The following is a 21,890-nucleotide window of genomic DNA, read 5'->3' on the forward strand; positions in this document are numbered from 1 at the left end:
CTCGGAGGAGGGAGAGGGATGAGCAGGTGGGGGCGGCTGATCGGGATGCTGCTTGTCGGACTGCTTGGGGTGACGGTGTCGACCGGGCCGGCGCCCGGCGCCGAGAAGCTGAAGGTCGCCTTCGTCTACGTGGGCCCCGTGGGCGACGCGGGATGGACCTACGAACACGATCAGGGGCGGCTGTACTTGGAGCGCCACGACCCCAACGTCACGACGACCAAGGTGGAGAGCGTCCCGGAGGGGGCGGATTCGGAGCGGGTGTTCACCGACCTCGCGCGCAAGGGATACAAACTGATCATCGGCACGTCGTTCGGCTACATGGATCCGCTGCTCAAGGTCGCCTCTGAGTTCCCCCACGTGGATTTCGTCCACATCTCCGGGTTCAAGCGCGCGAACAACTTGATGACCGCGTTTGGGCGGATCGAGCAGCCGCGCTACCTGACCGGGCTCGTGGCGGGGTCGATGACCAAGTCGAACATCATCGGCTACGTCGCGGCGCACCCCATCCCCGAGGTCGTGCGGGGCATCGATGCGTTCACCCTCGGCGTGCGGGCCGCGAACCCCAAGGCGACGGTGCACGTCGTCTGGTCGAACACGTGGTACGACCCCGCCCAGGAGAAGGAGGCCGCGGACAGCCTCCTCAGCGTCGGCGCGGACGTCCTCACCCAACACCAGGACTCGGCCGCGACGGTGCAGGCGGCGGCCGCCGCGGGCAAGTACGCGGTGGGCTATAACTCCGATATGAGCAAGTTCGGGCCCAAGGCCTTCCTCACCGGCCCCGTCTGGGACTGGGGTCCCATGTACATGTATATCGCCAAGCAGGTCGAGGCGGGCACCTTCAAGGGTGGCGACCTCTGGTGGGGAATGGACAAAGGCGTGGTCGACATCGCGCCGCTCGGCCCGATGGTTCCGGCGTCGGTGAAGGCGATGGTGATGGCAAAACGTCGAGCGATCATCGCCGGGAAGTTCAACGAGTTCGCCGGGCCGATCAAGGATCAAGGCGGGACCGTGCGCGTCCCCGCGGGCGGCGCGCTCGGCGACAGCGCCCAGCTCTCCCTGAACTGGTTCGTGCAGGGCGTGGTCGGAACGATCCCGGCCAAGTAACCAGGGTCCGGAAGGCGGTTTCCTCTGCCCTCCCCCGCTCCACCGGGGCCCGGCGGCGGCCGAGCTTCACTGGGGGCGCCTGAGTGATCGTTGCCGGTACGGTGGTGATCACGATGGACCCAGGCCGGCGGATCATCACCGACGGCGCGGTGCTGATCCGAGGCGACCGTATCGTTGAGGTCGGCAAGGCCGCGGATCTCCAGGCGCGGCACCCGACCGAGCCCCTGCACCGGTTTGCCGATCACCTGATCACCCCCGGGCTCGTCGACACGCACGTCCATCTGGCGCAGGCCCTCATCCGCGGATGCGCGGACGACCGGGCGCTGATCGAGTGGCTCTGCGACCGCGTCTGGGTGCTGCAGGGGCATTTCACGGAGGACGACGGACGGGTCAGCGCGCGGCTCTGTATCGCGGAGATGCTGAAGTCGGGGACGACGACGTTTCTCGAATCGATGCTGGCGCACCGATATGGGTTCGACGGCATCGCCGAGGCGGTGCGCGACAGCGGCATCCGAGCGATCCTGGCAAAGATCGTCATGGACACCCCCCGCTACGCGAACGCCGCGTTCCCGATGCACCCGGGGATGATCGAGGATCGAGAGACGGGGCTGGAAGGGACCCTGCAGATGCACGCCCGGTGGCACGGCGCGGCGGACGGCCGGATCCGCGTCTGGTTCGGCCCCCGCACCCCCGGCGCCGTGACCCCTGAGCTGTATGGGGAAATCGCCCGCCTGGCGCGGGCACACGGGCTTGGCATCACCATGCACCTCGCCGAGGTCCGTCAGGACCGCGAATTTCTCCAGAGCGCCTACGGGCGTCTTCCCGTCGAGTTCGCGGAGGACGTGGGGCTGGTGGGCCCGCACGTGGTTCTCGTCCACATGATCTGGATCAGCGAGGGGGAGATTCAGACGCTGGCCCGGACCGGGACCCACGTATCGCACAACCCCCACTCCAACACCAAACTGGGGTCCGGGGTCTGTCCGGTTCCGGCGCTGCTGCGCGCGGGGGTCAATGTCGCCCTAGGGTGCGACGGAGGTCCGAGCAACAACACCTACGACCTCGTCCGCGAGATGAAGATGGCCGCCTGCCTGCACAAGGGTGTGCGGGAGGATCCCCTGGCCGTTCCCGCCGAGCAGGTCCTGGAGATGGCCACCCTGGGCGGCGCCCGGGCGCTGGGGCTCGAGCGGGACATCGGCTCGCTCGAGCCCGGCAAGAAAGCCGACCTCGCGATCTTTGCTCTGCATCGGCTTCACCTCACCCCCAATCCCAACCCCGTCAGCACGCTCGTCTACGCCGCCGGAGGCGGGGACGTCTCCGACGTGATGGTGGACGGACGGTGGGTGGTGGCGGGGGCGCGGCTCCTCACCATGGACGAATCGGAGATCATCCGGGACGCCCGCACCCACGCCGCGTCCCTCCTGCGGCGCGCGGGAGTCGGGGCGGCCCCGCGCTGGCCGATCTCGTAAGCGGATCCTCCCGGCGTCCAACGTGCGGTATGGTAAGATGGCGATGGTAAAACTCCCAGGTGGTGGTCGGTGATGCAGCCTTCGCGGGCGGAGCGACGACGTCTGGCTCGAAAGGGCGGAGGTGCCCCCCCGGGGGCCGCGCCGGCGGTCCTCCAGAACCCCAAGCCCGCGTCGTCCCACCCCGCGCGCGCCCGGCGGCGGGGCGTCGGGCGAACCGGAGTCTGGTGGCTCGTCGGTGCGGTGGCCCTCATCGTGATCATCGCCGCGGTGTGGTGGGGGCGATCGTCCCGATCGGCGGCCCAACCCGGCTCGAACACCGGGGACCGCGTGGCCTATGAAGGCAACACCCACGTGCCGATCGGATCACCGATCCAATACCAGGCGCACCCTCCGGCATCGGGGAACCACTATCCGAACCCGGCGCCCCCCGGGGTCTATCCGGCCGGCATCCTGCCCGGGTTCTGGGTCCACAGCCTCGAGCACGGGTACGTCGTGCTCGCCTACAAGCCCCCCGCCACCCCGCAGCTGCTCGGGGAGTTCGATGCCATGGTGAAGGATTTTCCGAAGAGCAAGTACGGGTACGCGAAACTCGTCATCGTGCCCTATACGGAGATGGACCATCCGTTTGCGGTCTTGGCCTGGACCTGGAGGCTGTGGCTCGACACGTTCGATCGGCAACGGGTGCTGGACTTCTACCGCGCACACGTCGACCGGGGGCCCGAGGACGTTCCCTGACCGCGCCGCCCGCGCCGCGGTGGTCCCGCACCTCGGCGGCTACTGCATCGCCCGCGTCGCGCCGCCGTCGATGGTGATGGTCGTGCCGGTGATGTAGCTGGCTTGATCGGAAGCGAGGAAGACCGCGAGGTTCGCGAACTCGCGCGGATCACCGTAGCGACCCGCCGGGATCGTTGCGGAAACCTGACGCTCGACCTCCTCGATCGATCGGCTGCTGGCCCGCGCGGCTGCCTCGTCGATCTCTCGCGTCCGACCCGTCCGGATCCGCCCGGGGGCCAGGTTGTTGACGAGGATCTTGTGCGGCGCCAGCTCAAACGAGAGTGTCTTGGTGAGGGCGACCACCCCCGAACGGAATACGTTGCTCAAGACCAGATTCTGCAGCGGGACTTTGACGCCGGACGTGATCACGGTGATGATCCGTCCCCCGTCCTGCGCCTTCATCGACGGCACCACCCCGCGGATCATCCAGACGGCGCTCATCAAATTCTGTCGGAAGGCCTGGTCCCACTGAGCGTCGGTGAGCGCGAGTGCCGATCCCGGGGGGGGGCCCCCGGCGTTGGCCACGAGGATGTTGATCTTCCCGAAATGCGTCATCGCCGCGCTGAGGATCGCATCGACTCCCTCGGGGCGCGAGACGTCGGCGGGGACGCCCATGACGTGCCGCCCCGTGCTCCCCGCGATCTCGTTCGCCGTGCGCCGGATGGCGTCTGAGGTGCGGCTCCCGATCACGACGTCGGCCCCCGCCTCCGCGAGGCCCTGAGCGATCGCGCGCCCCAGGCCGGCGCTGGCCCCGGACACGACCGCCACCCGACCCGACAGATCCACCTTCATCGGGTCCCCCCCTTCCTCCGTGGTCGGCTGACGATGGTGCGCCCCGGCCCGTGCCGGACGAGCGTGCCGGATGTCGGAATGGGCTGTCCGGGGACGGGCGCGACTTGGGTAATAAGATCCATGGGGCCCTGGATTCGACCCCGGTCCGCCCCGCCTCCTCTTCGCCGGCCGCTTTGCCGCGGGTTGCGGTGCGGGCAATGGCCGCCGCGGGGCACCGGTCGATCTACCCGCAGAACGTCAGGAGGAACATACCTGTGTGCAGTCGCCGGATCACGTCACATCTCTCGTCGCAGCAATTCTCGAGCCACCGATGCGGAAGCGACTCCTAACCTTCACGCTGGCCGCGGCGATCGCCGTTGGAATGACCCCCCCCCGGCTCGGCGTCGCTCAACTCCTGCCCGCCACGTTCCCATCGATTCACGTCGAAGTGACCGGCGACCCCACACCGGTCGAGACGCTCCGCCTGGCGATTCTGACCGCGGCTCGGGCAGAGGTGCCCGAGGTCAGGGGTGGCCGGGTTGCGCTCCAGGAAACGGCCCCGCCGCTGCAGCCCCTTCCCTTGGCCGCGGAAATGGCCCTGCGGGCGGTCGTGCAGGTGTCGTCGTCCGGGCTGAGGTCCCTCACCGCCACGGTGCCCGTGGAGATCACCAACGCCAGCTTTCCGTGGGCGGATGCCGGGGAGCTCTTGGTCAGCAACAGCCCCGAGACGCTGTCATTCGGCAAGGTCCTGCTCGATGGAGCCCTGTCGACCGGGCAGACCGTGCGGCTGCTCTACCATCACCAGAACGGATCGGCTGCGCAGCACATGACGATCGCGGTCAACCTGAGCAACCCCGCGCGGACCCCGATCGAGCTGTGGCTCATGGGCTCGGCGGGCAATGCCGGTGGCGACGAACTCGTCATCGGCCACGCCGCGGCTCACGCCTTCCTGGACCAGTACTGGCACCATGCGGGGTTCATCCTCCGGATCCCGCCGAACACGACGGTGCCGTTGTTCCTGCACGACCTCGCTCCCGGGGCGGTCGCCAGCGGGCTCGTCCAACTGGGATTGATCGACGGCGACCGGTTGAACCTGCAGGTGTTCGCCCGGCTGGACGGCGAGACGGATCCGCCGACCGCGAGCTACGCCCCCAATGTCGACAAGATCCACCGGCGCGGGGTGTTCGAGCACCCCTACTTGGTGCGCCCGCTGTCCTTCACCGTTGGCGATCCGCTCCTGTCAATGATGGTCGGCGACGACCTCGACGCGCTGCACGAGAGCCAGACCGGGGCCGCGCTCAACGGGAACTACGGGGTCGTCTACACCTTCCCCGTCGAGCTCGACAACCCCCGGCCGCTCCCGGCGCTGCTGGGGCTCGTTATGCACGCCGATGGGGGACAGGCCGGAGCGACGATCCTGGCGGATGACCGCGTTTTCGACATCCCGCAGGTTCGGTCCGGCGACCGCCGCCTGGTGATGACCATCCATCTGGCACCCGGCGAGCACCGCCGGCTCGTGATCTCGACGATGCCCGAGAGCGGCGCGAATTACCCGATCCGCCTGACCCTCGGGTCGCAGTACCAGTAACGGTCCCCGGAGCGGACCTCCTTCCCGCTCCACGCCAGGTGTGCCGGGGCACCGTCCGGCGTCGGGTCCCCCCGAGGCGGCAGAAGGAAGCCCCGCGCGCGAACCAGAACTCGGGATCTCCTGATGCATGCCGGACCGCACCCGCCGCCGCCCGACGGGCCGATCAACCTCCGGACGGCTCGCCGAATCGTCCTCAAGGTGGGGACGACCAGCCTCACCGGCGGAAAAGCCATGGTGGAGCCGCGCCGGATCACCGCGCTGGCCGAGGACGTCGCCGCCGCGGTCCGTCGGGGGCGCCGCGTCATCGTTGTGTCGTCCGGCGCGATCGTCACGGGGGCGGGACTGCTCGGCCGGCGGCGTCCCGTGCAAACCCTGTCCCACAAGCAGGCGCTCGCGGCCATCGGGCAACCCGTGCTGATGCAGCGCTACGCCACGGCGTTCGAAGGGTTGGGGCTGCGGGTGGGCCAGGTGCTGCTCACCCAGCGCGATTTCGAGAACCGCCGGCAGTACGTCAACGCGCGGCGCACCTTTGAGGCCCTGCTCGATCTGGGGATCGTCCCGATCGTCAACGAGAACGACACGGTCTCCACCGAGGAGATCCAGATCGGGGACAACGACACCCTCTCCGCCCTGGTGGCCAGCCTGGTGGGGGCCGATCTGTTGGTGATGCTCTCGGATGTGGAAGGCCTGATGACCGCCGACCCGCGACGGAGCCGGGATGCGCACCTGATCCCGTACGTGGCGCACATCGATGAGCACGTCCTGCGCGCGGCGCGGCGCAGCCCGACCGCCCAAGGGGTGGGCGGGATGGCCACCAAGATCAGCGCGGCGCGGATCGCCACCGCGTCGGGGGTGACGACCGTGATCACGAACGGCGACCGGCCCCGGCCGCTGGGTCGCCTACTGGAGGGAGAGCCGTGCGGGACGATGTTCCTGGCGGAGCGCCGCCCTCCCACCAGCCGCCGACGGTGGCTCGCGCTCGGGTTCCCGTCGAGGGGGGCGCTCGTGATCGACGACGGGGCCCGCGACGCGCTGCGGCGGGGGAGCAGCCTGCTGGCCGCCGGCATCACCGATGTCCAGGGAACGTTTGACCCCGGGGAGGCGATCGCGATCCGCGACGCCCGGGGCGAGGAGATCGCCCGGGGCACCTCCACCTACTCGAGCGCGCAGGTTGTTCGCATCATGGGCATCCGTTCGGCGGAGATCGGCCGCATCTTAGGGGTGAAGGCGCCGCGAGAGATTGTGCACCGGGACAACCTGATGCTCACCGAGGCGCGGTAGGGTGCGGCGGATGAGCACGACACCGACCGACGTGGCGGTCCAGGCCCGTGAAGCGCGGGGGGCCGCCGCGCAGCTGCACGCCGCGTCCGACGCCGCGCGGCGAGGGGCGGTTCTGGCAATGGCGGAGTCGATCCGGACCGACCGCGCGGGAATCCTGGCCGCCAACGCGCGCGACCTGGGCAGCCTGGGGAACCGGCCGGGCGCGTTCCGAGATCGGCTGACGCTGACCGAGGCGCGGATCGGTGGCCTCGCCCATGCGCTGGAGACGATCGCCGACCTGCCCGACCCGGTGGGCCAGGTGGTCGAATCCCGCACCCGGCCCAACGGGATGCAGATCGCGAAGGTGCGGGTGCCGCTGGGGGTCATCGCGCTGATCTACGAGTCGCGGCCCAATGTGACGGTCGACGCCGCGGGGCTCTGCCTGCGCGCCGGGAATGCGGTGATCCTCCGCGGCGGCGCGGAGTCGGTGCACTCCGACCGAGCCCTGGTCGGGGCCATTCACCGGGGGCTGGGCGCCGTCGGGATTCCGCTGGGCGCCGTCTCGCTGCTGGAGCGCCGGGACTACGGGGCGATCCAGGATCTCATCGAGCAGCGGGGGATCGTCGACCTGGTCATCCCGCGCGGCGGAGAGGCGTTGATCGCGTTCGTGACCGAGCACGCGCGGGTCCCGGTGCTCAAGCACGAGAAGGGCGTGACCCACATCTTCGTCGACCGGGCGGCGGACGTCGAGATGGCCGTGCGCGTCATCGTCAACGCGAAGACGAACCGGCCCAGCACCTGCAACGCGCTGGAGAAGGTGCTGGTGGACGACGGCATCGCGGCGCGGCTGCTCCCTTCTCTGGTCCACGGCCTGCGGGCGGCGGGGGTAGAAGTCCGCGGCTGCCCGCAGACGCGCCGCATCGCGCCGGAGGTCATCCCGGCGACCGACGCCGACTGGAGCGCCGAATACCTGGACCTGATCCTGGCGGTGCGGGTGGTGCCGGGGATCGAGGCGGCGCTGGAGCACATCCGTGCCCACAGCACGGGGCTGACCGACGGGATCGTGACCGAGGACGCACAGGCGGCCGATCGGTTCGTCCGTGAAGTCGACAGCGCGGCGGTCCTGGTCAATGCCTCGACCCGGCTGGTAGATGGAGGCGAGTTCGGCCGGGGGGCGGAGATCGGCATCAGCACCAGCCGGCTGCACGCCCGCGGCCCCATGGGCCTCGAAGATCTGACCACCACAAAGTGGATCGTGCGGGGGACCGGGCAGATCCGGGCATGACCGCAGCGGCGGTCCCGAGCGGGTCGCTCCTGCCTCGGATGAGCCCGGCGCGTCTTCATCGGGGGACTGGCCCCCGGTCGTTCGAGATCCTTCGCCGCTCGGCCCGCCCTGCCCCAGCTATGGCCGCTCGACCGTACCTCGCGCCTCTGCAGTCGGCAGCGCCACGAACGTCTCCGCCGCCGCCTCCGCGGTGAACCCAACTGATCGGCCGTCGATCGTCCCCAGGATCGTCCCGAACCCGCGGAGCTGCAGGAACGCCGCCGTCGGCGCGGGGCGCGCCGCGGCGCTCGCGGAAGGGCCGGTGCGGGGCAAAAGCGAGGCGAGCGCGTCCCGGACGCGAACGCGGACGGTGACCTCATCGGTCCCCTCGGACGCCTCGAGGGTCACCTCCGCGGGGACCGACACCTGCCGGCCGTCGAGCCGGGGGCCGGCGTGCCATCCCGAGTAGCGGATCCTGCGCACGGGGAACGCGGCGAGGAATCCCCCGGCGCCCCCGGCGCGCGCCGGCCCCCAGACAAACAACACGGCGGGGCGCTCCGCCGCTCCGCGTGCGGCGTGGGCGACATGCAGGGCCCCATAGAGGATCGCGCCCGCAGGTCCGCCGGCCTCTCCCCACTCCCAGGTCACCCCCCGCCAGGTTCCCCAGTTGTGGTCGTGATAGGCCGGCACGTGCGCGAGACGCAGCCGACCCCCGGCCGTCCGCACCTCCCCGTTCGCCCACCCCCGGACCGCCGGCACGACGTATCCGGAGATCACCGTATCGCCGGCACTCTCTTCCGGGGGAAGGTAGGAGCCGGGGGTGGGGGCGAGCCAGAGATCGATGTGAGCGCGCGGATCGTCAACCGTGACGTGGTACCGGCCGCCGACGTTCTCCACCCGCGCCGGGCCGACCCGTTGGTTGGCCGAGATCTCGCTGAGGTCGCCGGGGTGTATCACGGCGGGGAGCGTGAGGTCCTCGACGGGACGCCCGGGTCTCTTAATACGGATGAGCACTCCGCCCCGCCCCTCGCCCCCGACCAGGATGGTGAGGTACCCATAGACCCCGGTTGCCGGATCGACGAAGTTGAAGTAATCCCACTCCGCCCAGGTTGCCCCCGCCTCGCGGGGCGGTGCGTGGAACCGGTCGAGGCGGTCGACGAGCGCGCCCGGCCCGGGGGCGACCCACTCGCGATCCCTGGCGGAGTCGCGCGCACCCGGCACCGCGCCGGCGGCGGCCGCGGCGGCGTCCAGCGAGGGGATCCCCGCCGAGGCGATGGCCGGGACCACCCGGCCGCGGACCCTGACGTAGAGCTGTCGGGCGTCGATCTGCGGGGCGGCGGCAGCGATCACGCGATCAAATCGAGGCCCGCGGAGGATCTCGCGCACGACAAACCCGGCTTGCTGGATGGTGAAGTAGAGATCGGTCACCCCGTTAACCTTGAGGACGGCCGGATCCACGCCCTCCGGCAACAGGACGAGATCTCCCCCGGCGACGAGGTCCCGGTCGCGGGCCTGGGACAGCAGCGCGTCGCCGACGGACAGCAGCGCGATCATCACGGCCACCCCGATGCCGTATCCCACCAACAGCAGCAGGGTGCGCCGCGGCCGGTCGACGAGGCTGCGCCACGCCAGCAGCCAGATCGGCCCGGTCACGTCAGGCTCCCGTCCCGCATCCGCAGCTGGCGGTCCGCGAGCGACGCCAGCTCCACGTTGTGGGTGACCAGGACCACGGCGAGGCCCTCCCGGCTGAGCTGGTAGAGCAAGGCGCCGATCTCACGGCCCGTGGCCTCATCGAGTTCTCCCGTCGGCTCATCCGCCAGGAGGAGGTCGGGGCGGTTTGCCAGCGCGCGGGCGACGGCGATTCGCTGCATCTCCCCCCCGCTCAGTTGTCCCGGGCGGTGTCGCATCCGGTGGCCGAGCCCGACGCGTTCCAGCAGGCCGCGAGTGTGGCGGCGGCGCTCCTCCGCCGGCATCCCGGCCTCCATCATCGGCAGCCCGACGTTTTCTTCCGCGGTGAGCATGGGCAAGAGGAAGAATCGCTGGAAGATGAACCCGACGTGCCGGAGGCGGATCCGGGCGAGGGCCGCGTCGCTGAGTCCGCCCGTGTCCCGGCCGAGCAGGGTGACCATCCCGCTGGACGGTCGGTCCACGCCGCCGAGGAGGTGGAGCAGCGTGGACTTGCCGCAGCCGGAGGGCCCGGCGATGGACACGAACGTCCCCCGCGGGACCGCGAGCGTGATCCCGCGCAGAGCCTGGATCGGTTTTCCCGGCATGGGGTACACCCGGGTGACCGCGGCCGCGGCCACGACGGCGGGCACGGTGCCTTCCGTCACGACACGATCTCCCGGTGTAGGGTGCTGGCGATTTCCAAACGGGCGACGATCGCGGCCGGGTACACCCCGCCGAGCGCACCGGTCGCCAGCAGCACCCCGACCGTCCGCACCACCGCGGCCGTCGTAAGCGTGAAGAAGTGGAGACCCTCCGGAACGCCGGGGGCCGACAGGAGGATGCGGTCCAGATTTCCAGCGATCAGGATCCCGAGCCCGAACGCTCCCGGAAGGGCCGCGAAGGCGATCGTCACCCCTTCGGCGAGCACCAAGACGGCGACGCGCGCTCGCGTGAACCCGAGCGCCCGCAGCATTGCGAACTCGCCGAGCCGTTCGCCAACGGAGAGGGTGACGATCGCGGCGATCAGGAGAAACGCCACCGACGCGCTGACCGTCCCCAGGATGAGCGAGAACTGGTTGAAATACGTCAACCGCGCGCCGGTGCGCTCTAGGAACTCTTGAATGCTGAAGGCCGTAACCTGTGGGTCGTGGCCGGCGATCCACCGCGCCAGCGCATCGGCGCCCGTCGGATCGGTCATCCGCACGAGGATCAGGGAATCGCCGCCCCCGGGCCGACCGAGCAGGCGGCGGAGCACCGGCGCGGCGACGGCGAGCGATCGCTGCGTCGGCAGATCGAAGTAGAAGTCGGCGATCCCGACGACCCGCCCCGCCTGGACGCTCGCGAACTGCTGGAGAATCGTCCCCGGCGCCCCCGAGAGCACCACGCGGGTTCCAACCCGCACGCCATCCAGCCGGGCCATGTTCTGGTTGATCACGATGGGGACGACGCCGTCGCCGCCGTCCGGGAGCGTCGTGCGCCCGGCGGTTCGGGTGAGGTCGGCGCCCCGGAGGACCGTGTACACCCCCCGCGCGCCGATCGGAACCCCCAGGGCGAAGGAAGGAAACTGCCTGCCTTCGCCCCGCACGTACAGGTTGGCGCCCAGGACCGCGACGGCCGCGGCAACCCCGGGGCGTGCGGCGATCTCCGCGGCCAAGCGGTCGCCGTCGGCAATCTCCGCGTCGCTGGAAAACGGCATCGTGCCGCGGGGGACGACGCGGACGGCGAACCCGAGGCGGTTCATCACCGCGCCCAAGCTGGCCTGGAGCCCGCCCGCGAGCATCGTCATGTCCAGGAGCAGGGCGCCCGTTACGCTCAACCCGAGGACGACCAGCAGGGTCCGCCCGGGAACGCGGGTGAGGGTGCGCAGCGCCAGGAACACGAGGGGCCGCATGGGGAGGGGCTACCGTCCGAGTTGCTCCAGCGGATGGCGCGCCAGCAGCCGCCAGGCGATGAACGCGCCCGCCGCGATCCCCAGACACCCGGACAGGATCGCCGCCGTCACCAGCAGGTGCGGCGTGATCCGCGAGAACACCAGGTCGGTGTCGAAAAGCGCCCGGTAGTAGCCGTTGATGGCCCACGAGAGGACGTAGCCGATCCCAATCCCGATCGCGCTCCCGACCAGGGCGACGCCGGCGGCGATCGCCACGATCGTTCCTGCGACGGTGCGGGGCGAGATGCCGATGAGCCGCATCGCGCCGACCTGTCGCCGCATCTCTTCACCCTTCAGGGCCATGATGGCGATGAGAAATACGCTGCTGGCGAGCACCGTCACGAACCCGATCGCGCGGTGGAACCGCGTGATGACCTCGAAGGTGCTCGAACTCCGAGCGGCGAGATCGGCGGAGGTGTAGGCCCGGAACCCGAGCGCCGCGGCGTTCAGTCGAGCAACCACCGCGGGAGCGGCGGCGGGGGGCCGTAGCCGTACGACGATGCTGTCGACCGCATCCCCGCGGCCGGTCAGCGTCTGCAGATCGGGGAGATGGAGGCGAAGGTCGATCGACCCCCGGCCGACGTCGGTCGGATACCGGACCGGCCGGTAGATCCGCGCGACCCGCGCGGACTGCCAGGGCCCGGTTGGGAGCACGGCGATCTCCAGACGGTCCCCCAGGCCGACCCCCAATCGATGGGCGGCGCGGTCGCTGAGCGAGACCGGCCATGCATTGGAGATGTCGAGGGGCACCGGCTGCGAACGGACGGGGGGAATCCCTCCCCCGAGTCCCAGCAGGATAATGACCGCCAGCAGCGCCAGATACCCGGTGCGTCGCATGGGTTTCATCATAGCAATCGCTCGGCGGGGGCTTCAAATTCCGCAGGGGACGAATCCGCCGTCGTCCAAGCACTTCCATCGCGCACGAGGCTTCGGGAAGCGCTCCGGCTGGAGGGTGGCCGATGGACGTGCTGGTTCAAGCGTGCCTGAACGGATCGAGGACGCGCGCCGACCACCCCGGCGTCCCCCTCAGCGCTGACGATCTTGCCGCGGAGTCGCACCGAGCCGTGGCCGTCGGGGCGCGGGCGCTTCACGTCCATCCTCGACGCGGCGACGGGGCAGAATCGTTGGACCCGATGGCCTGCGGGCTGGCGGTGCAAGAGATCCGCACCCGCTGCCCGGGTGTGCCCGTCGGTCTCTCCACCGGAGGCTGGATCGAGCCCGACCCGGCCCGGCGGCTCGAGCAGGTCTCAGGGTGGACCGAGCTGCCGGATTATGTGTCGGTCAATTTCTCAGAGCCGGGCGCAGCCGAACTCTGCCGACTGCTGGCCGACCGCCGGATTCGCGTGGAGGCCGGGCTGGCGTCGAGTGCCGACGCCGAGCGATTCGTCCGCAGCGAGGTCAGCCGGCGATGCCTGCGGATCCTGCTTGAACCCGGACCTCAGGAGGCCAGGGACGCCCTCGCCCTCGCCTCCGAGATCGAGGCGATCCTCGACCGACAGCGCAATACCTCCCCACGGTTGCTCCACGGCGAAGGTCGAGCGGCATGGCCGGTGCTCGAGGCCGCCCTCCGCCGTGGATATGACGTCAGGATCGGCTTTGAAGACACCCTGCTCCTTCCCGATGGCCGCGCGGCTCAAAGCAACGCGGACCTGGTCGAGGCCGCCGTCGCCCTCGTACGGCACGGCGGGTCTGCGGCGGTGCGGCCGGCCCATCCCTGAGCGGTCGAAGACGGGCTCGAGCCGACCGTTCAGCCGCCCGGCATGAACCTGCGGGCGGGGAGTGTGGCCGCCGCGCCCAGGATCGTCAGCGCGCCCGCGGCGATCGGCAGGAACGAGACCGCGGGCACGGCGGTGAGATCCCACATCGCCCCTCCGATCAGCGGGGCCACAAACGAGTACGCATAGGCGATCGCATACATCCCGGCCGAGAGGCGGTGCACCTCCCCGCGGTCCGCGAGGATCGGAGGGAGCGCGAGGCACAGCGCGAGCGCCATCGCGAAGAAGAAACCAAGCATTCCGGCGCCGATCACGGCCCCGCGGGCCTGGGGGAGGAAGAAGACCCCCTGGCTGACCAGCATCCCGACGCCGATGATCAGAAACGGTTCCCGCCGCCCCACCGCCCGCGAGGCGATGAGCGCGGCGACGAGCGAGGCGGGAAGCTGACTGACGTTCAGGGCCGTCAGACACTCGCCGACGAGAGCGGGCCGACCGATCGCCCGCAAGAATTCGGGGATGAAGGCGTTCGCCGCGAAGTAGGAGGAGGAAGCTCCCCCCATCAGCAATCCCAGCTGCCAGGTCTTGGCCGTTTTCCATTGCGGCCACCACGGATCGCGCGGGCCCCCCGCGGCGTCCGGCAGGAGGGAGCTCAACCCCGCCATCGGGACGACGGTCAGCAGCACCAGCGCCCCCCAGAGGACAAAGCTCAATTCCCAGCTGTGATGCATCAGGGGGAGCGCCACGGGCAGCGTCAAGGAGGCGCTCAACGTTTCCCCCACCAGGATTCCGTTGACGAAGACCGCGGTGGCGAGACCCACCCGGGTCGGAAACCATCGATCGACCAGTGACGGGACCGCCGGCTGGGTGACCGCGATCCCGGCGCCCATGATGAAGGTCATGACAAACAGCATCGCAATCGAAGGGCCGACCCCGCGCAATCCGGAGGCGAGCGCGGCGCAGAGGGTCCCCGCGATCAGCGTGCGGCGCGCTCCCCATCGAGCGATGCAGAGCGCGCCGAGGACGGCCGCAACGGCGAACAAAACGACCGGGAGCCCGGTCAGCGCCGCCACTCCCGTTTCCGTGAGTCCGAGGTCGCGGTGGATGAGCGGGAGCACGGGCGGCACGGCCAGGATGGTCACCCGCAGGTCGATCCCGGCCAGCCAGAGGAGGACAAACCCTACCCATCGCGGCGCCGCTTCCGAGGGGTGCCTTGCCCTCGCGGACGTCACAGCAAGAGGGGTGTCGACGCGCGACGAGTCGGCATGCGGCGGCGGACCTCGCGCGCGGCCGAGGTGCCGCGCCCGCTGCGCTCATCCCCGGGGCCCGCCCGCTGCGGCCGACCGGGCTGTTCCCCTCGATGCTGAATCACCGCTCGGGGTCGCGCCCGCGTCGGAGCGGCGCCGGCGGGCGACGATGATCCCTCGGGTCACCCCGCCGCCTAAGCGCGCTGTGCCCCACGGGCCCGCACCGCCTCGAGGGCTGCGGCCAGGCGGTCACGCGTCACCGCGAGATCCTCCGGAAGGACCTTCACTTCTCCCAGCACCGGCATGAAATTGGTGTCGCCGGTCCAGCGGGGCACCACGTGCACATGCAGATGGCCGACGATCCCGGCGCCGGCGGCCCGCCCCACGTTCATGCCGACATTGAATCCCTCGGACCCGTACGTCTCGCGGATGGCCTGCATCGACGCGGTGGTGAGGTGGATCAACTCCAGCGTCTCCGCATCGTCCAGATCGGCGAGGTCGGCAACGTGGCGGTTCGGCACCACCATCAGATGCCCGGCGTTGTACGGGAACGTGTTGAGGATCACAAACACCCGCTCCGCCCGCCCGACGATGCGGTGGTCGCGATCCCGCCCCTCTCGGGGAAGGGTGCAGAACACGCAGTCCTTCTTGGGGGTCTCTTTGATGTACTGAATCCTCCACGGCGCCCAGAGATACTTCATCCCGCCCGGCCCCGCTTGATCAACTCCACCGCCTGCTGCGCCGCCGCCTGCTCCGCTTCCTTCTTGCTGCGGCCCCGGCCCTCCCCGAGGACCCGGCCGTTGACCTCGACGACCACAACGAAGGCCCGATCGTGTTCCGGGCCGCGCTGCCCCGTGATGCGGTAGCGCGGCAGCCGCCGCTCCTGCTGCTGGATGAGTTCCTGCAACTGGCTCTTGTAGTCTCCCTCACCCGGTTCCTCGAGGCGGCTCAGTTCCTCCGCAAACAGCCGTGACACGCAGTAGTGGGCCACGCCGTACCCCGAATCGATGTACACCGCGCCCAACACAGCCTCCAGCGCGTCCGCCAGGAGGGCCGGCCGTGCCCGCCCCCCGCCCTTCTCCTCCCCGCGCCCAAGCAGGACATAACGACCGAGGTCGATCTCGCGGGCCACGCGGGCGAGGGCTCCCTCGCTGACGATGCTGGCCCGAAGTCGCGCCAGATCGCCTTCGAGTCGGCCGGGGTAGCGCCGGTACAGGTAGTCGCTGATGGCGAGGTTCAGAACCGAATCGCCGAGGAATTCCAGCCGTTCGTAGTTCTCCCCGTGGCGGGTCCGGCCTTCGGCGGCCGCCGAGCCATGGACCAGCGCCAAGTGCAGCAGGGATCGGTCGCGGAACCGGATGCCCAGTTTGGTTTCGAGGTCGGTTAGGACCGCTTCGCGCTCCGCCGAGGGCGTCGCGTCTTCGTTCTCCGCCGGGCGGCCCGCCCTCGGGGACGGCGAGCCCGGGGCGGGGGGAGGCTTGGGGATATCCACCGTTAGGCCGGCCTCCGCAGCACCAGGATCGCGTTGTGCCCGCCGAATCCGAACGCGTTGGACATGGCGACGTCGACCCGCGCCGCCCGCGGCGTGTTCGGGATGTAGTCGAGGTCGCACTGGGGGTCCGGGACCTCGTAGTTAATGGTGGGGGGGAGCATCTCACGCTCGATGGCGAGGGCGCAGGTGATCGCCTCCACGCCGCCCGCGGCGCCGAGCAGGTGTGAGGTCATCGATTTGGTCGAGCTGATCGGAACGCGGTGGGCGTCTTTGCCGAACACCCGCTTGATCGCCACCGTCTCAAACCGATCGTTGTAGATGGTGCTCGTGCCGTGGGCGTTGATGTAGCCGATCTGTGTCGGGTCCAGTTTCGCGTCCTTGAGGGCGAGCTGCATCGCCCGTGCCGCCCCGTCGCCCTCCGGGTCCGGTTGGGTGATGTGGAAGGCGTCGGCGCTGGCGCCGTATCCGACCACCTCGGCATAGATGTGCGCGCCGCGGCGCTCGGCCTGGTCCCACTCTTCCAGGAGCACGATCCCGGCTCCCTCCCCCATCACGAACCCGTCTCGTTCGGCGTCGAACGGCCGCACGGCCCGCTCCGGCTCGTCGTTGCGCGTGCTCATCGCCTTCATCGTGCAGAACCCGGCCAGGCTCAGCGGGGTCAGCGCTGCCTCACTGCCGCCGCAGATCATCGCCGCGGCGTCATCCCGCTGGATCGTTCGGAAGGCGTCGCCGATCGCATGGCCGCTGGTGGCACAGGCCGAAACGACGGAGACGTTGGGACCCTTCGCGCCGGTCGCAATGCTGACGATGCCGGACGCCATGTTGATGATGATCATCGGGACGAAGAACGCGCTGACCCGGCCGGGGCCGCGCTCCAGCAACACCTGGTGCTGCTCCTCCCAGGTTTTGGCCCCGCCGATCCCTGAACCGATGATCACCCCGACCCGCTCGGCATTCTGCGGGGTGATCGCAAAGCCGGCGTCATCCAACGCGAGCCGGGTCGCCGCCATCGCAAACTGGACGAACCGATCGTTGCGACGGACCTCTTTGCGTTCCATGTACTGCGCGGGATCGAATTCTCTGATCTCGCCGGCGATCTGGGTCTCGTACGGAGATGGATCGAACGCCGTGAGTCGACGGACCCCCGAGCGGCCCTCCATCAACCCGGTCCAGAAGGCGTCCTTGCCGATGCCGATCGGGGTGATGACGCCGATCCCCGTCAGCGCCACTCGCTTGGTCATCGTGGTCCCCAGATGTCCGCCGCCCGTGCGGGAGCTATTCCGTCGGCGCTTCGACGTGGCTCTCGATATACTTTGCTGCCTCACCGACGGTCAAGATCTTCTCCGCCTCTTCGTCGGGGATCTCCAAATCAAACTCGTCCTCCAGCGCCATGACCAGCTCCACCACGTCGAGCGAGTCGGCTCCGAGATCCTCGACGAACTTCGACTGCGGCGTGACCTCATTCGCCTCCACGCCGAGCTGTTCTACCACTTTTGCCTTCACGCGATCGAATACCGGTGCCATGCCACGATCACCCCCTGGATCGTCCTACCGCATCACCAGCCCGCCGTCGACATTCAGGACCTGCCCCGTGATATAGCTGGCTTCCTCCGAGACGAAGAACGCCACCGCCGCGGCCACTTCTTCCGGTCGCCCGGTGCGGCCCATCGGAATATGATCGACGAACCGGGAACGCTGGTCCTCCCGGAGCGTCGCCGTCAACCCGGCCTCAATGTACCCCGGGGAGACGACATTGGCCGTGATCCCGCGACCGGCCACCTCCTTGGCCACGGCCTTGGTAAACCCGATCACCGCGGCCTTGGCCGCGATGTAGTTCGCCTGCCCCGGGTTTCCGACCTCTGCCACGATCGAGCTGATATTGACGATCCGCCCGCGGCGCTGGCGCAGCATATCGCGCAGCGCCGCGCGTGTGCAGTAGAACGTCGAGTGCAGGTTGACCGCCAGGATCTCGTGCCAGTCCTCGTCCCGCATGCGCACGAGGAGCCCGTCGCGCGTCAGGCCGGCGTTGTTGACAAGGACATCCAACCGTCCCCGCCATTCCCCCGCCCCTTCGACCAGCCGCCGGCAGGCCTCCGCCGAGGTGATCTCCGCCTGAAGGATCGTAGCACTGCTTCCCGCCTCCTCGACCAGGCGGCGGGTACGCTCGGCGCCCTCACTGTTGTGGCCGTAGTGCACCACGATCCCCGCCCCTTCCCGGGCGAGCCGAACGGCCACCGCCGATCCGATCCCGCCGGACGCTCCGGTGACGAGCGCAACGTATTCCGGCAGGCTCATCGGACCTGGAGCCCGGCAAGGGCGACCGTCGCGTCATTGCGGGAGGCGGGGTCCTCGATGTGATAGGGAGCCGCCGCCACCGTCTTGCGGATCATGCCGCAGAGCGTCGTACCTGGGCCGATCTCCACAAACTGCCGCACCCCCGTCTCCCAAATCGACCGGACCGACTGTTCCCAGAGCACGGGAGACGTCACCTGCGCGAGCAGCGCCCGACGAATGTCGTCGACTTCCCGGATCGGGGTCGCCGACACGTTCGCCACCACGGGGATATTCGCGGCGCGGAAGGGCGTCCGCTCGAGGTCGGCGGCGAGCCGCTCGGCGGCCGGCCGCATCAGGCTCGTGTGAAACGGCGCGCTGACTGCGAGCTGGATGGTGCGCCGGGCCCCGCTGGCCTTGGCCGCGGCCGCGGCCTCCCTGACGGCACGGGCCTCTCCGCCGATGACGATCTGGCCGGGGCTGTTGAAGTTGGCCACCTCCACCACCCCGAGGTGGGCGTGCGCCGCGCACAGGGCCCGCGCCTGGTCCGCGGTAAGACCCATCACCGCGACCATCATCGTGTCCTGCCCGCCGGTCGCCTCCTCCATGTAGATGCCCCTGAGTCGGACCAACCTGACCGCGTCCTCGAGCCGAAGCGCGCCGGCACACACCAGCGCCGTGTACTCACCCAGGCTCAATCCGGCGGCGATCTCCGGGGCGGCGGGAAACGTGGCCAGGCAGGCGAGGCTCGTGACCAGAATCGCGGGCTGCGTATTCGCGGTGGCGCGGAGCGCCTCCTCCGGGCCTTCGGTGCAGAGGCGCAGAACGTCGAAGCCGATCGCCGCGCTCGCCCGCTCGTACACCGCGCGGGCCTGGGGAAATTGCTCGGCGAGATCTCGCCCCATGCCCACGTACTGTGCTCCCTGCCCCGGGAACACCGCGGCGAACCCGGCCGGCGCCGTCGGGCTCAGCGGGCGCCCCCCCAGCGGATCGTGCACGCGCCCCAGGTGAATCCACCACCGAACGTGACGAGGACCCCGAGCCGCCCCTCTTGGACCTGTCCGGCTTGGACCGCTTCGTAGAGCGCAACCGGCACGGACGCGGCCGAGGTATTCCCATACCGCTGAACGTTGACGAAAAACTTCTCGAGCGGCACGCGGAGGCGGCGGGCCGCGGATTCAATGATCCGGATGTTGGCTTGATGCGGGATCACGAAATCGACATCGGTCGGTTCGAGTTCGGCCCGCCGTAGGGCCTCCGCCGCCGCCTGCGGCAGCGCCCGCACCGCGAACTGGTACACCTCGGGGCCATTCATGGCGATGAAGTGCTCCCCCCGCTCGACCGTGTCGAACGACGCCGGTCGACGGCTGCCGCCGGCCGACAGGTAGAGCGCTCCCCCGCCGGACCCGTCCCCTCCCAAGCAGAAGGAGAGGAATCCCTGTCCCGGCCGGGCCGGGCGCAACACCGCCGCGCCGGCGCAGTCGCCGAAGAGCACGCACGTGGCGCGGTCCCGCCAGTTGGTGATCCGGGAGAGGGTCTCTGCGCCCACGACCAGGACGGTCTCCGCCTGGCCCGAGGCGATGGCGCCGTGCCCGACGCTCAGTCCGTAGACAAAGCTCGAGCAGGCCGCCGACACATCGAGACACCCAACGGTACGGGCTCCCAGTCGTTTCTGCAGCAGACAGGCGACGCTGGGGAACATCGTGTCGGGGGTCGTGGTCCCCACGACGATGTAGTCGACGTCCGTCGCTTTCAGGCCGGCCTGGTCGAGCGCCTCGCGCGCCGCGCCGTAGGCGAGATCGGAGGTGGCCTCCGTCTCCGCGGCGATCCTGCGCTCGGACACGCCGGTGCGCGACCGGATCCACTCGTCGGTGGTCTCGACCGTTTTCGCCAGCTCGTCGTTGGTCAAGATCCGTTCGGGAAGGTAGCGACCCAGTCCGACGATCGTGGATCCCGTGTACACGGCGCGCTCCCTTGATCGGTCGTGTGCGCGATCCTCAGCGATGATTGCGCGGCGTGTTGTCACGCGTCGGCACGCGACCGCTGGGGGAGCGGAAGCTGTCCTTCCGGTTCTCTATCCCTCGGGGTGGTGGGGGCGGGTCCGGGCGACAGGTGCGAGAGCCGAGCGATGTCGGCGCGGATGGCTTCCACCATGCGGGAGTGGACGGAGTCCGCGGCGAGCGCGATCGAATTTCGAATCGCCTTGGCCTTGGAGCTGCCGTGGGTGATGATGCAGATCCCGTTCACCCCAAGCAGCGGCGCGCCTCCGTATTCCGTGTAATCCATCCGCCGGGCCAGGGCCCGCAGGCGCGGGGTCGCCAGGAGCACGCCCAGCCGGACGAGGATCCCCCGGCTCAGCTCCTCGCGGAGGAGCGTGAAGATCCCCACCGCCAGGCCTTCGCCGAACTTCAAGAGGAGGTTGCCGACGAAACCGTCGCAGACAGCCACATCGGCCGCTCCGCTGAAGAAGTCCCGGCCTTCAACGTTGCCGATGAAGTTGACGCCGGAGTGGCGCAGCAGATCCGCCGCCTGGATCACCGCCTCGTTCCCTTTGGTGTCCTCGGCGCCGTTGCTCATGAGCGCCAGGCGCGGCTCTGCGATTCCGAGCACCCGGTTCGCATAGACGCTGCCCATGATCGCAAATTGGAGGAGGTGCTTGGGGCGGCAGTCTACATTCGCCCCAACATCGACCATGATGGCGCGGCCCCGTAAGGTGGGCAACACCGCGGCGATCGCCGGGCGGTCGATCCCCTCAATGCGGCCGAGGGTGAGGAGCGCCGCGGCCATCGCCGCGCCGGTGTTCCCGGCGCTGACCACCGCATCGGCCTCGCCACGCCGGAGTGCCTCCGCCGCGACGAGGATCGACGCCTGGCGCTTCCGCCGGAGCGCCATCGCCGGCGCCTCCGCCATGCCAATGACCTCGGGGGCGTCCAGCACCCGAATCGGCAGCCCCGATTCCGGGTTGACCGATGCGAGCTCCTCGCTGACCCGGCTTGTCGGGCCCACCAGGATGACCTCGACGCCCAACTCCCGGGCGGCGAGGACCGCCCCCCCGACGACCTCCCGAGGGGCGTAGTCGCCGCCCATCGCGTCGATCGCGACTCGCAGCCTCGCTCCCTCCATCGGCGTCTCGGTCCGCTCCCTACCCGCCGGTTTTCTCCTCGGCGGGCTTGACCTCAATCACTTGCTTTCCCGCGTAATATCCGCACGCTGGACAGACCCGGTGGGGCGCCATCCGGGCATGGCACTGAGGACACTCCACCAGCGTCACCGGCTGTACCTTAAAGTGCGCGCGCCGGCTCGCCGTGCGCGCCTTGCTGAATCGCCGTTTTGTCAGTCCCAT

General features: G+C 69.8%; 22 protein-coding genes. 7 read left to right on the forward strand and 15 right to left on the reverse strand.

Annotated features, from left to right (window positions below):
* The first annotated feature begins 45 nt into the window (after positions 1-45).
* From VKV57_05485 to VKV57_05495, 3 genes are all read left to right on the forward strand, one after another.
* Positions 46-1,104 carry a BMP family ABC transporter substrate-binding protein gene (locus VKV57_05485; protein HLW59362.1) on the forward strand — a complete coding sequence of 353 codons (1,059 nt, stop codon included), beginning with the start codon at positions 46-48 and terminating at the stop codon, positions 1,102-1,104.
* Between the two features lie 83 nt (positions 1,105-1,187).
* Positions 1,188-2,570: an amidohydrolase gene (locus VKV57_05490; protein ID HLW59363.1), complete on the forward strand. Its 1,383-nt coding sequence runs from the start codon at positions 1,188-1,190 to the stop codon at positions 2,568-2,570.
* Between the two features lie 72 nt (positions 2,571-2,642).
* Complete coding sequence (locus VKV57_05495; GenBank protein HLW59364.1) at positions 2,643-3,305, forward strand: DUF3105 domain-containing protein; 663 nt, start codon at positions 2,643-2,645, stop codon at positions 3,303-3,305.
* A gap of 39 nt (positions 3,306-3,344) precedes the next feature.
* On the opposite strand, the gene VKV57_05500 is transcribed toward VKV57_05495, so the two are convergent.
* A complete protein-coding gene (locus VKV57_05500) occupies positions 3,345-4,136 on the reverse strand; it encodes an SDR family oxidoreductase (protein HLW59365.1) in 792 nt (263 codons plus the stop codon).
* Positions 4,137-4,446: 310 nt separating this feature from the next.
* Between VKV57_05500 and VKV57_05505 the strand changes: the two genes are divergently transcribed.
* From VKV57_05505 to VKV57_05515, 3 genes are all read left to right on the forward strand, one after another.
* On the forward strand, positions 4,447-5,703 hold the full coding sequence (locus VKV57_05505) for a hypothetical protein (GenBank protein HLW59366.1): 1,257 nt from the start codon (positions 4,447-4,449) through the stop codon (positions 5,701-5,703).
* Between the two features lie 123 nt (positions 5,704-5,826).
* Positions 5,827-6,984 (forward strand): glutamate 5-kinase, encoded by a 1,158-nt coding sequence (gene proB / locus VKV57_05510; protein ID HLW59367.1) that lies wholly within the window; start codon positions 5,827-5,829, stop codon positions 6,982-6,984.
* 10 nt (positions 6,985-6,994) lie between these two features.
* Entirely contained in the window at positions 6,995-8,248 is a 1,254-nt protein-coding gene (locus VKV57_05515; protein HLW59368.1) for a glutamate-5-semialdehyde dehydrogenase, read from the forward strand.
* 117 nt (positions 8,249-8,365) lie between these two features.
* On the opposite strand, the gene VKV57_05520 is transcribed toward VKV57_05515, so the two are convergent.
* The 4 genes from VKV57_05520 to VKV57_05535 are packed head-to-tail and all read right to left on the reverse strand — an operon-like array spanning position 8,366 to position 12,674.
* Positions 8,366-9,880 carry a hypothetical protein gene (locus VKV57_05520; GenBank protein ID HLW59369.1) on the reverse strand — a complete coding sequence of 505 codons (1,515 nt, stop codon included), beginning with the start codon at positions 9,878-9,880 and terminating at the stop codon, positions 8,366-8,368.
* Entirely contained in the window at positions 9,877-10,560 is a 684-nt protein-coding gene (locus VKV57_05525; protein ID HLW59370.1) for an ABC transporter ATP-binding protein, read from the reverse strand. Before VKV57_05525 ends, VKV57_05520 begins: the two co-directional genes overlap by 4 nt.
* Positions 10,557-11,786 carry an FtsX-like permease family protein gene (locus VKV57_05530; protein HLW59371.1) on the reverse strand — a complete coding sequence of 410 codons (1,230 nt, stop codon included), beginning with the start codon at positions 11,784-11,786 and terminating at the stop codon, positions 10,557-10,559. Before VKV57_05530 ends, VKV57_05525 begins: the two co-directional genes overlap by 4 nt.
* Positions 11,787-11,795: 9 nt before the next feature.
* Entirely contained in the window at positions 11,796-12,674 is an 879-nt protein-coding gene (locus VKV57_05535; GenBank protein ID HLW59372.1) for an ABC transporter permease, read from the reverse strand.
* 110 nt (positions 12,675-12,784) lie between these two features.
* Between VKV57_05535 and VKV57_05540 the strand changes: the two genes are divergently transcribed.
* The gene (locus VKV57_05540; GenBank protein ID HLW59373.1) at positions 12,785-13,543 is read left to right on the forward strand and encodes a 3-keto-5-aminohexanoate cleavage protein; all 759 of its coding nucleotides are present in this window, start codon (positions 12,785-12,787) and stop codon (positions 13,541-13,543) included.
* Positions 13,544-13,572: 29 nt separating this feature from the next.
* Here the strand turns inward: VKV57_05540 and VKV57_05545 are convergent, their stop codons facing one another.
* The 10 genes from VKV57_05545 to rpmF all read right to left on the reverse strand — a co-directional run bounded on the left by VKV57_05545 (position 13,573) and on the right by rpmF (position 21,890).
* Positions 13,573-14,769 (reverse strand): MFS transporter, encoded by a 1,197-nt coding sequence (locus tag VKV57_05545; protein ID HLW59374.1) that lies wholly within the window; start codon positions 14,767-14,769, stop codon positions 13,573-13,575.
* 209 nt (positions 14,770-14,978) lie between these two features.
* Positions 14,979-15,485, reverse strand: a complete 507-nt coding sequence (locus VKV57_05550; GenBank protein HLW59375.1) for an HIT domain-containing protein — start codon at positions 15,483-15,485, stop codon at positions 14,979-14,981.
* Positions 15,482-16,276, reverse strand: coding sequence for a ribonuclease III (rnc, locus tag VKV57_05555; GenBank protein HLW59376.1), 795 nt, complete (start codon positions 16,274-16,276; stop codon positions 15,482-15,484). Before rnc ends, VKV57_05550 begins: the two co-directional genes overlap by 4 nt.
* Positions 16,277-16,278: 2 nt before the next feature.
* Positions 16,279-17,517 (reverse strand): beta-ketoacyl-ACP synthase II, encoded by a 1,239-nt coding sequence (gene fabF / locus VKV57_05560; GenBank protein HLW59377.1) that lies wholly within the window; start codon positions 17,515-17,517, stop codon positions 16,279-16,281.
* 34 nt (positions 17,518-17,551) lie between these two features.
* Positions 17,552-17,800 (reverse strand): acyl carrier protein, encoded by a 249-nt coding sequence (gene acpP, locus VKV57_05565; GenBank protein HLW59378.1) that lies wholly within the window; start codon positions 17,798-17,800, stop codon positions 17,552-17,554.
* A 24-nt stretch (positions 17,801-17,824) separates the two neighbouring features.
* The gene (gene fabG / locus VKV57_05570; GenBank protein ID HLW59379.1) at positions 17,825-18,571 is read right to left on the reverse strand and encodes a 3-oxoacyl-[acyl-carrier-protein] reductase; all 747 of its coding nucleotides are present in this window, start codon (positions 18,569-18,571) and stop codon (positions 17,825-17,827) included.
* Complete coding sequence (gene fabD / locus VKV57_05575) at positions 18,568-19,545, reverse strand: ACP S-malonyltransferase (protein ID HLW59380.1); 978 nt, start codon at positions 19,543-19,545, stop codon at positions 18,568-18,570. Before fabD ends, fabG begins: the two co-directional genes overlap by 4 nt.
* Complete coding sequence (locus VKV57_05580) at positions 19,515-20,510, reverse strand: beta-ketoacyl-ACP synthase III (protein ID HLW59381.1); 996 nt, start codon at positions 20,508-20,510, stop codon at positions 19,515-19,517. The genes fabD and VKV57_05580 overlap by 31 nt, the downstream gene beginning before the upstream one ends.
* 59 nt (positions 20,511-20,569) lie before the next feature.
* Positions 20,570-21,670, reverse strand: coding sequence for a phosphate acyltransferase PlsX (gene plsX, locus VKV57_05585; GenBank protein ID HLW59382.1), 1,101 nt, complete (start codon positions 21,668-21,670; stop codon positions 20,570-20,572).
* Positions 21,671-21,689: 19 nt separating this feature from the next.
* On the reverse strand, positions 21,690-21,890 hold the full coding sequence (gene rpmF, locus VKV57_05590; protein ID HLW59383.1) for a 50S ribosomal protein L32: 201 nt from the start codon (positions 21,888-21,890) through the stop codon (positions 21,690-21,692).

Source organism: bacterium, assembly GCA_035307765.1.
GTDB lineage: Bacteria > Sysuimicrobiota > Sysuimicrobiia > Sysuimicrobiales > Segetimicrobiaceae > Segetimicrobium.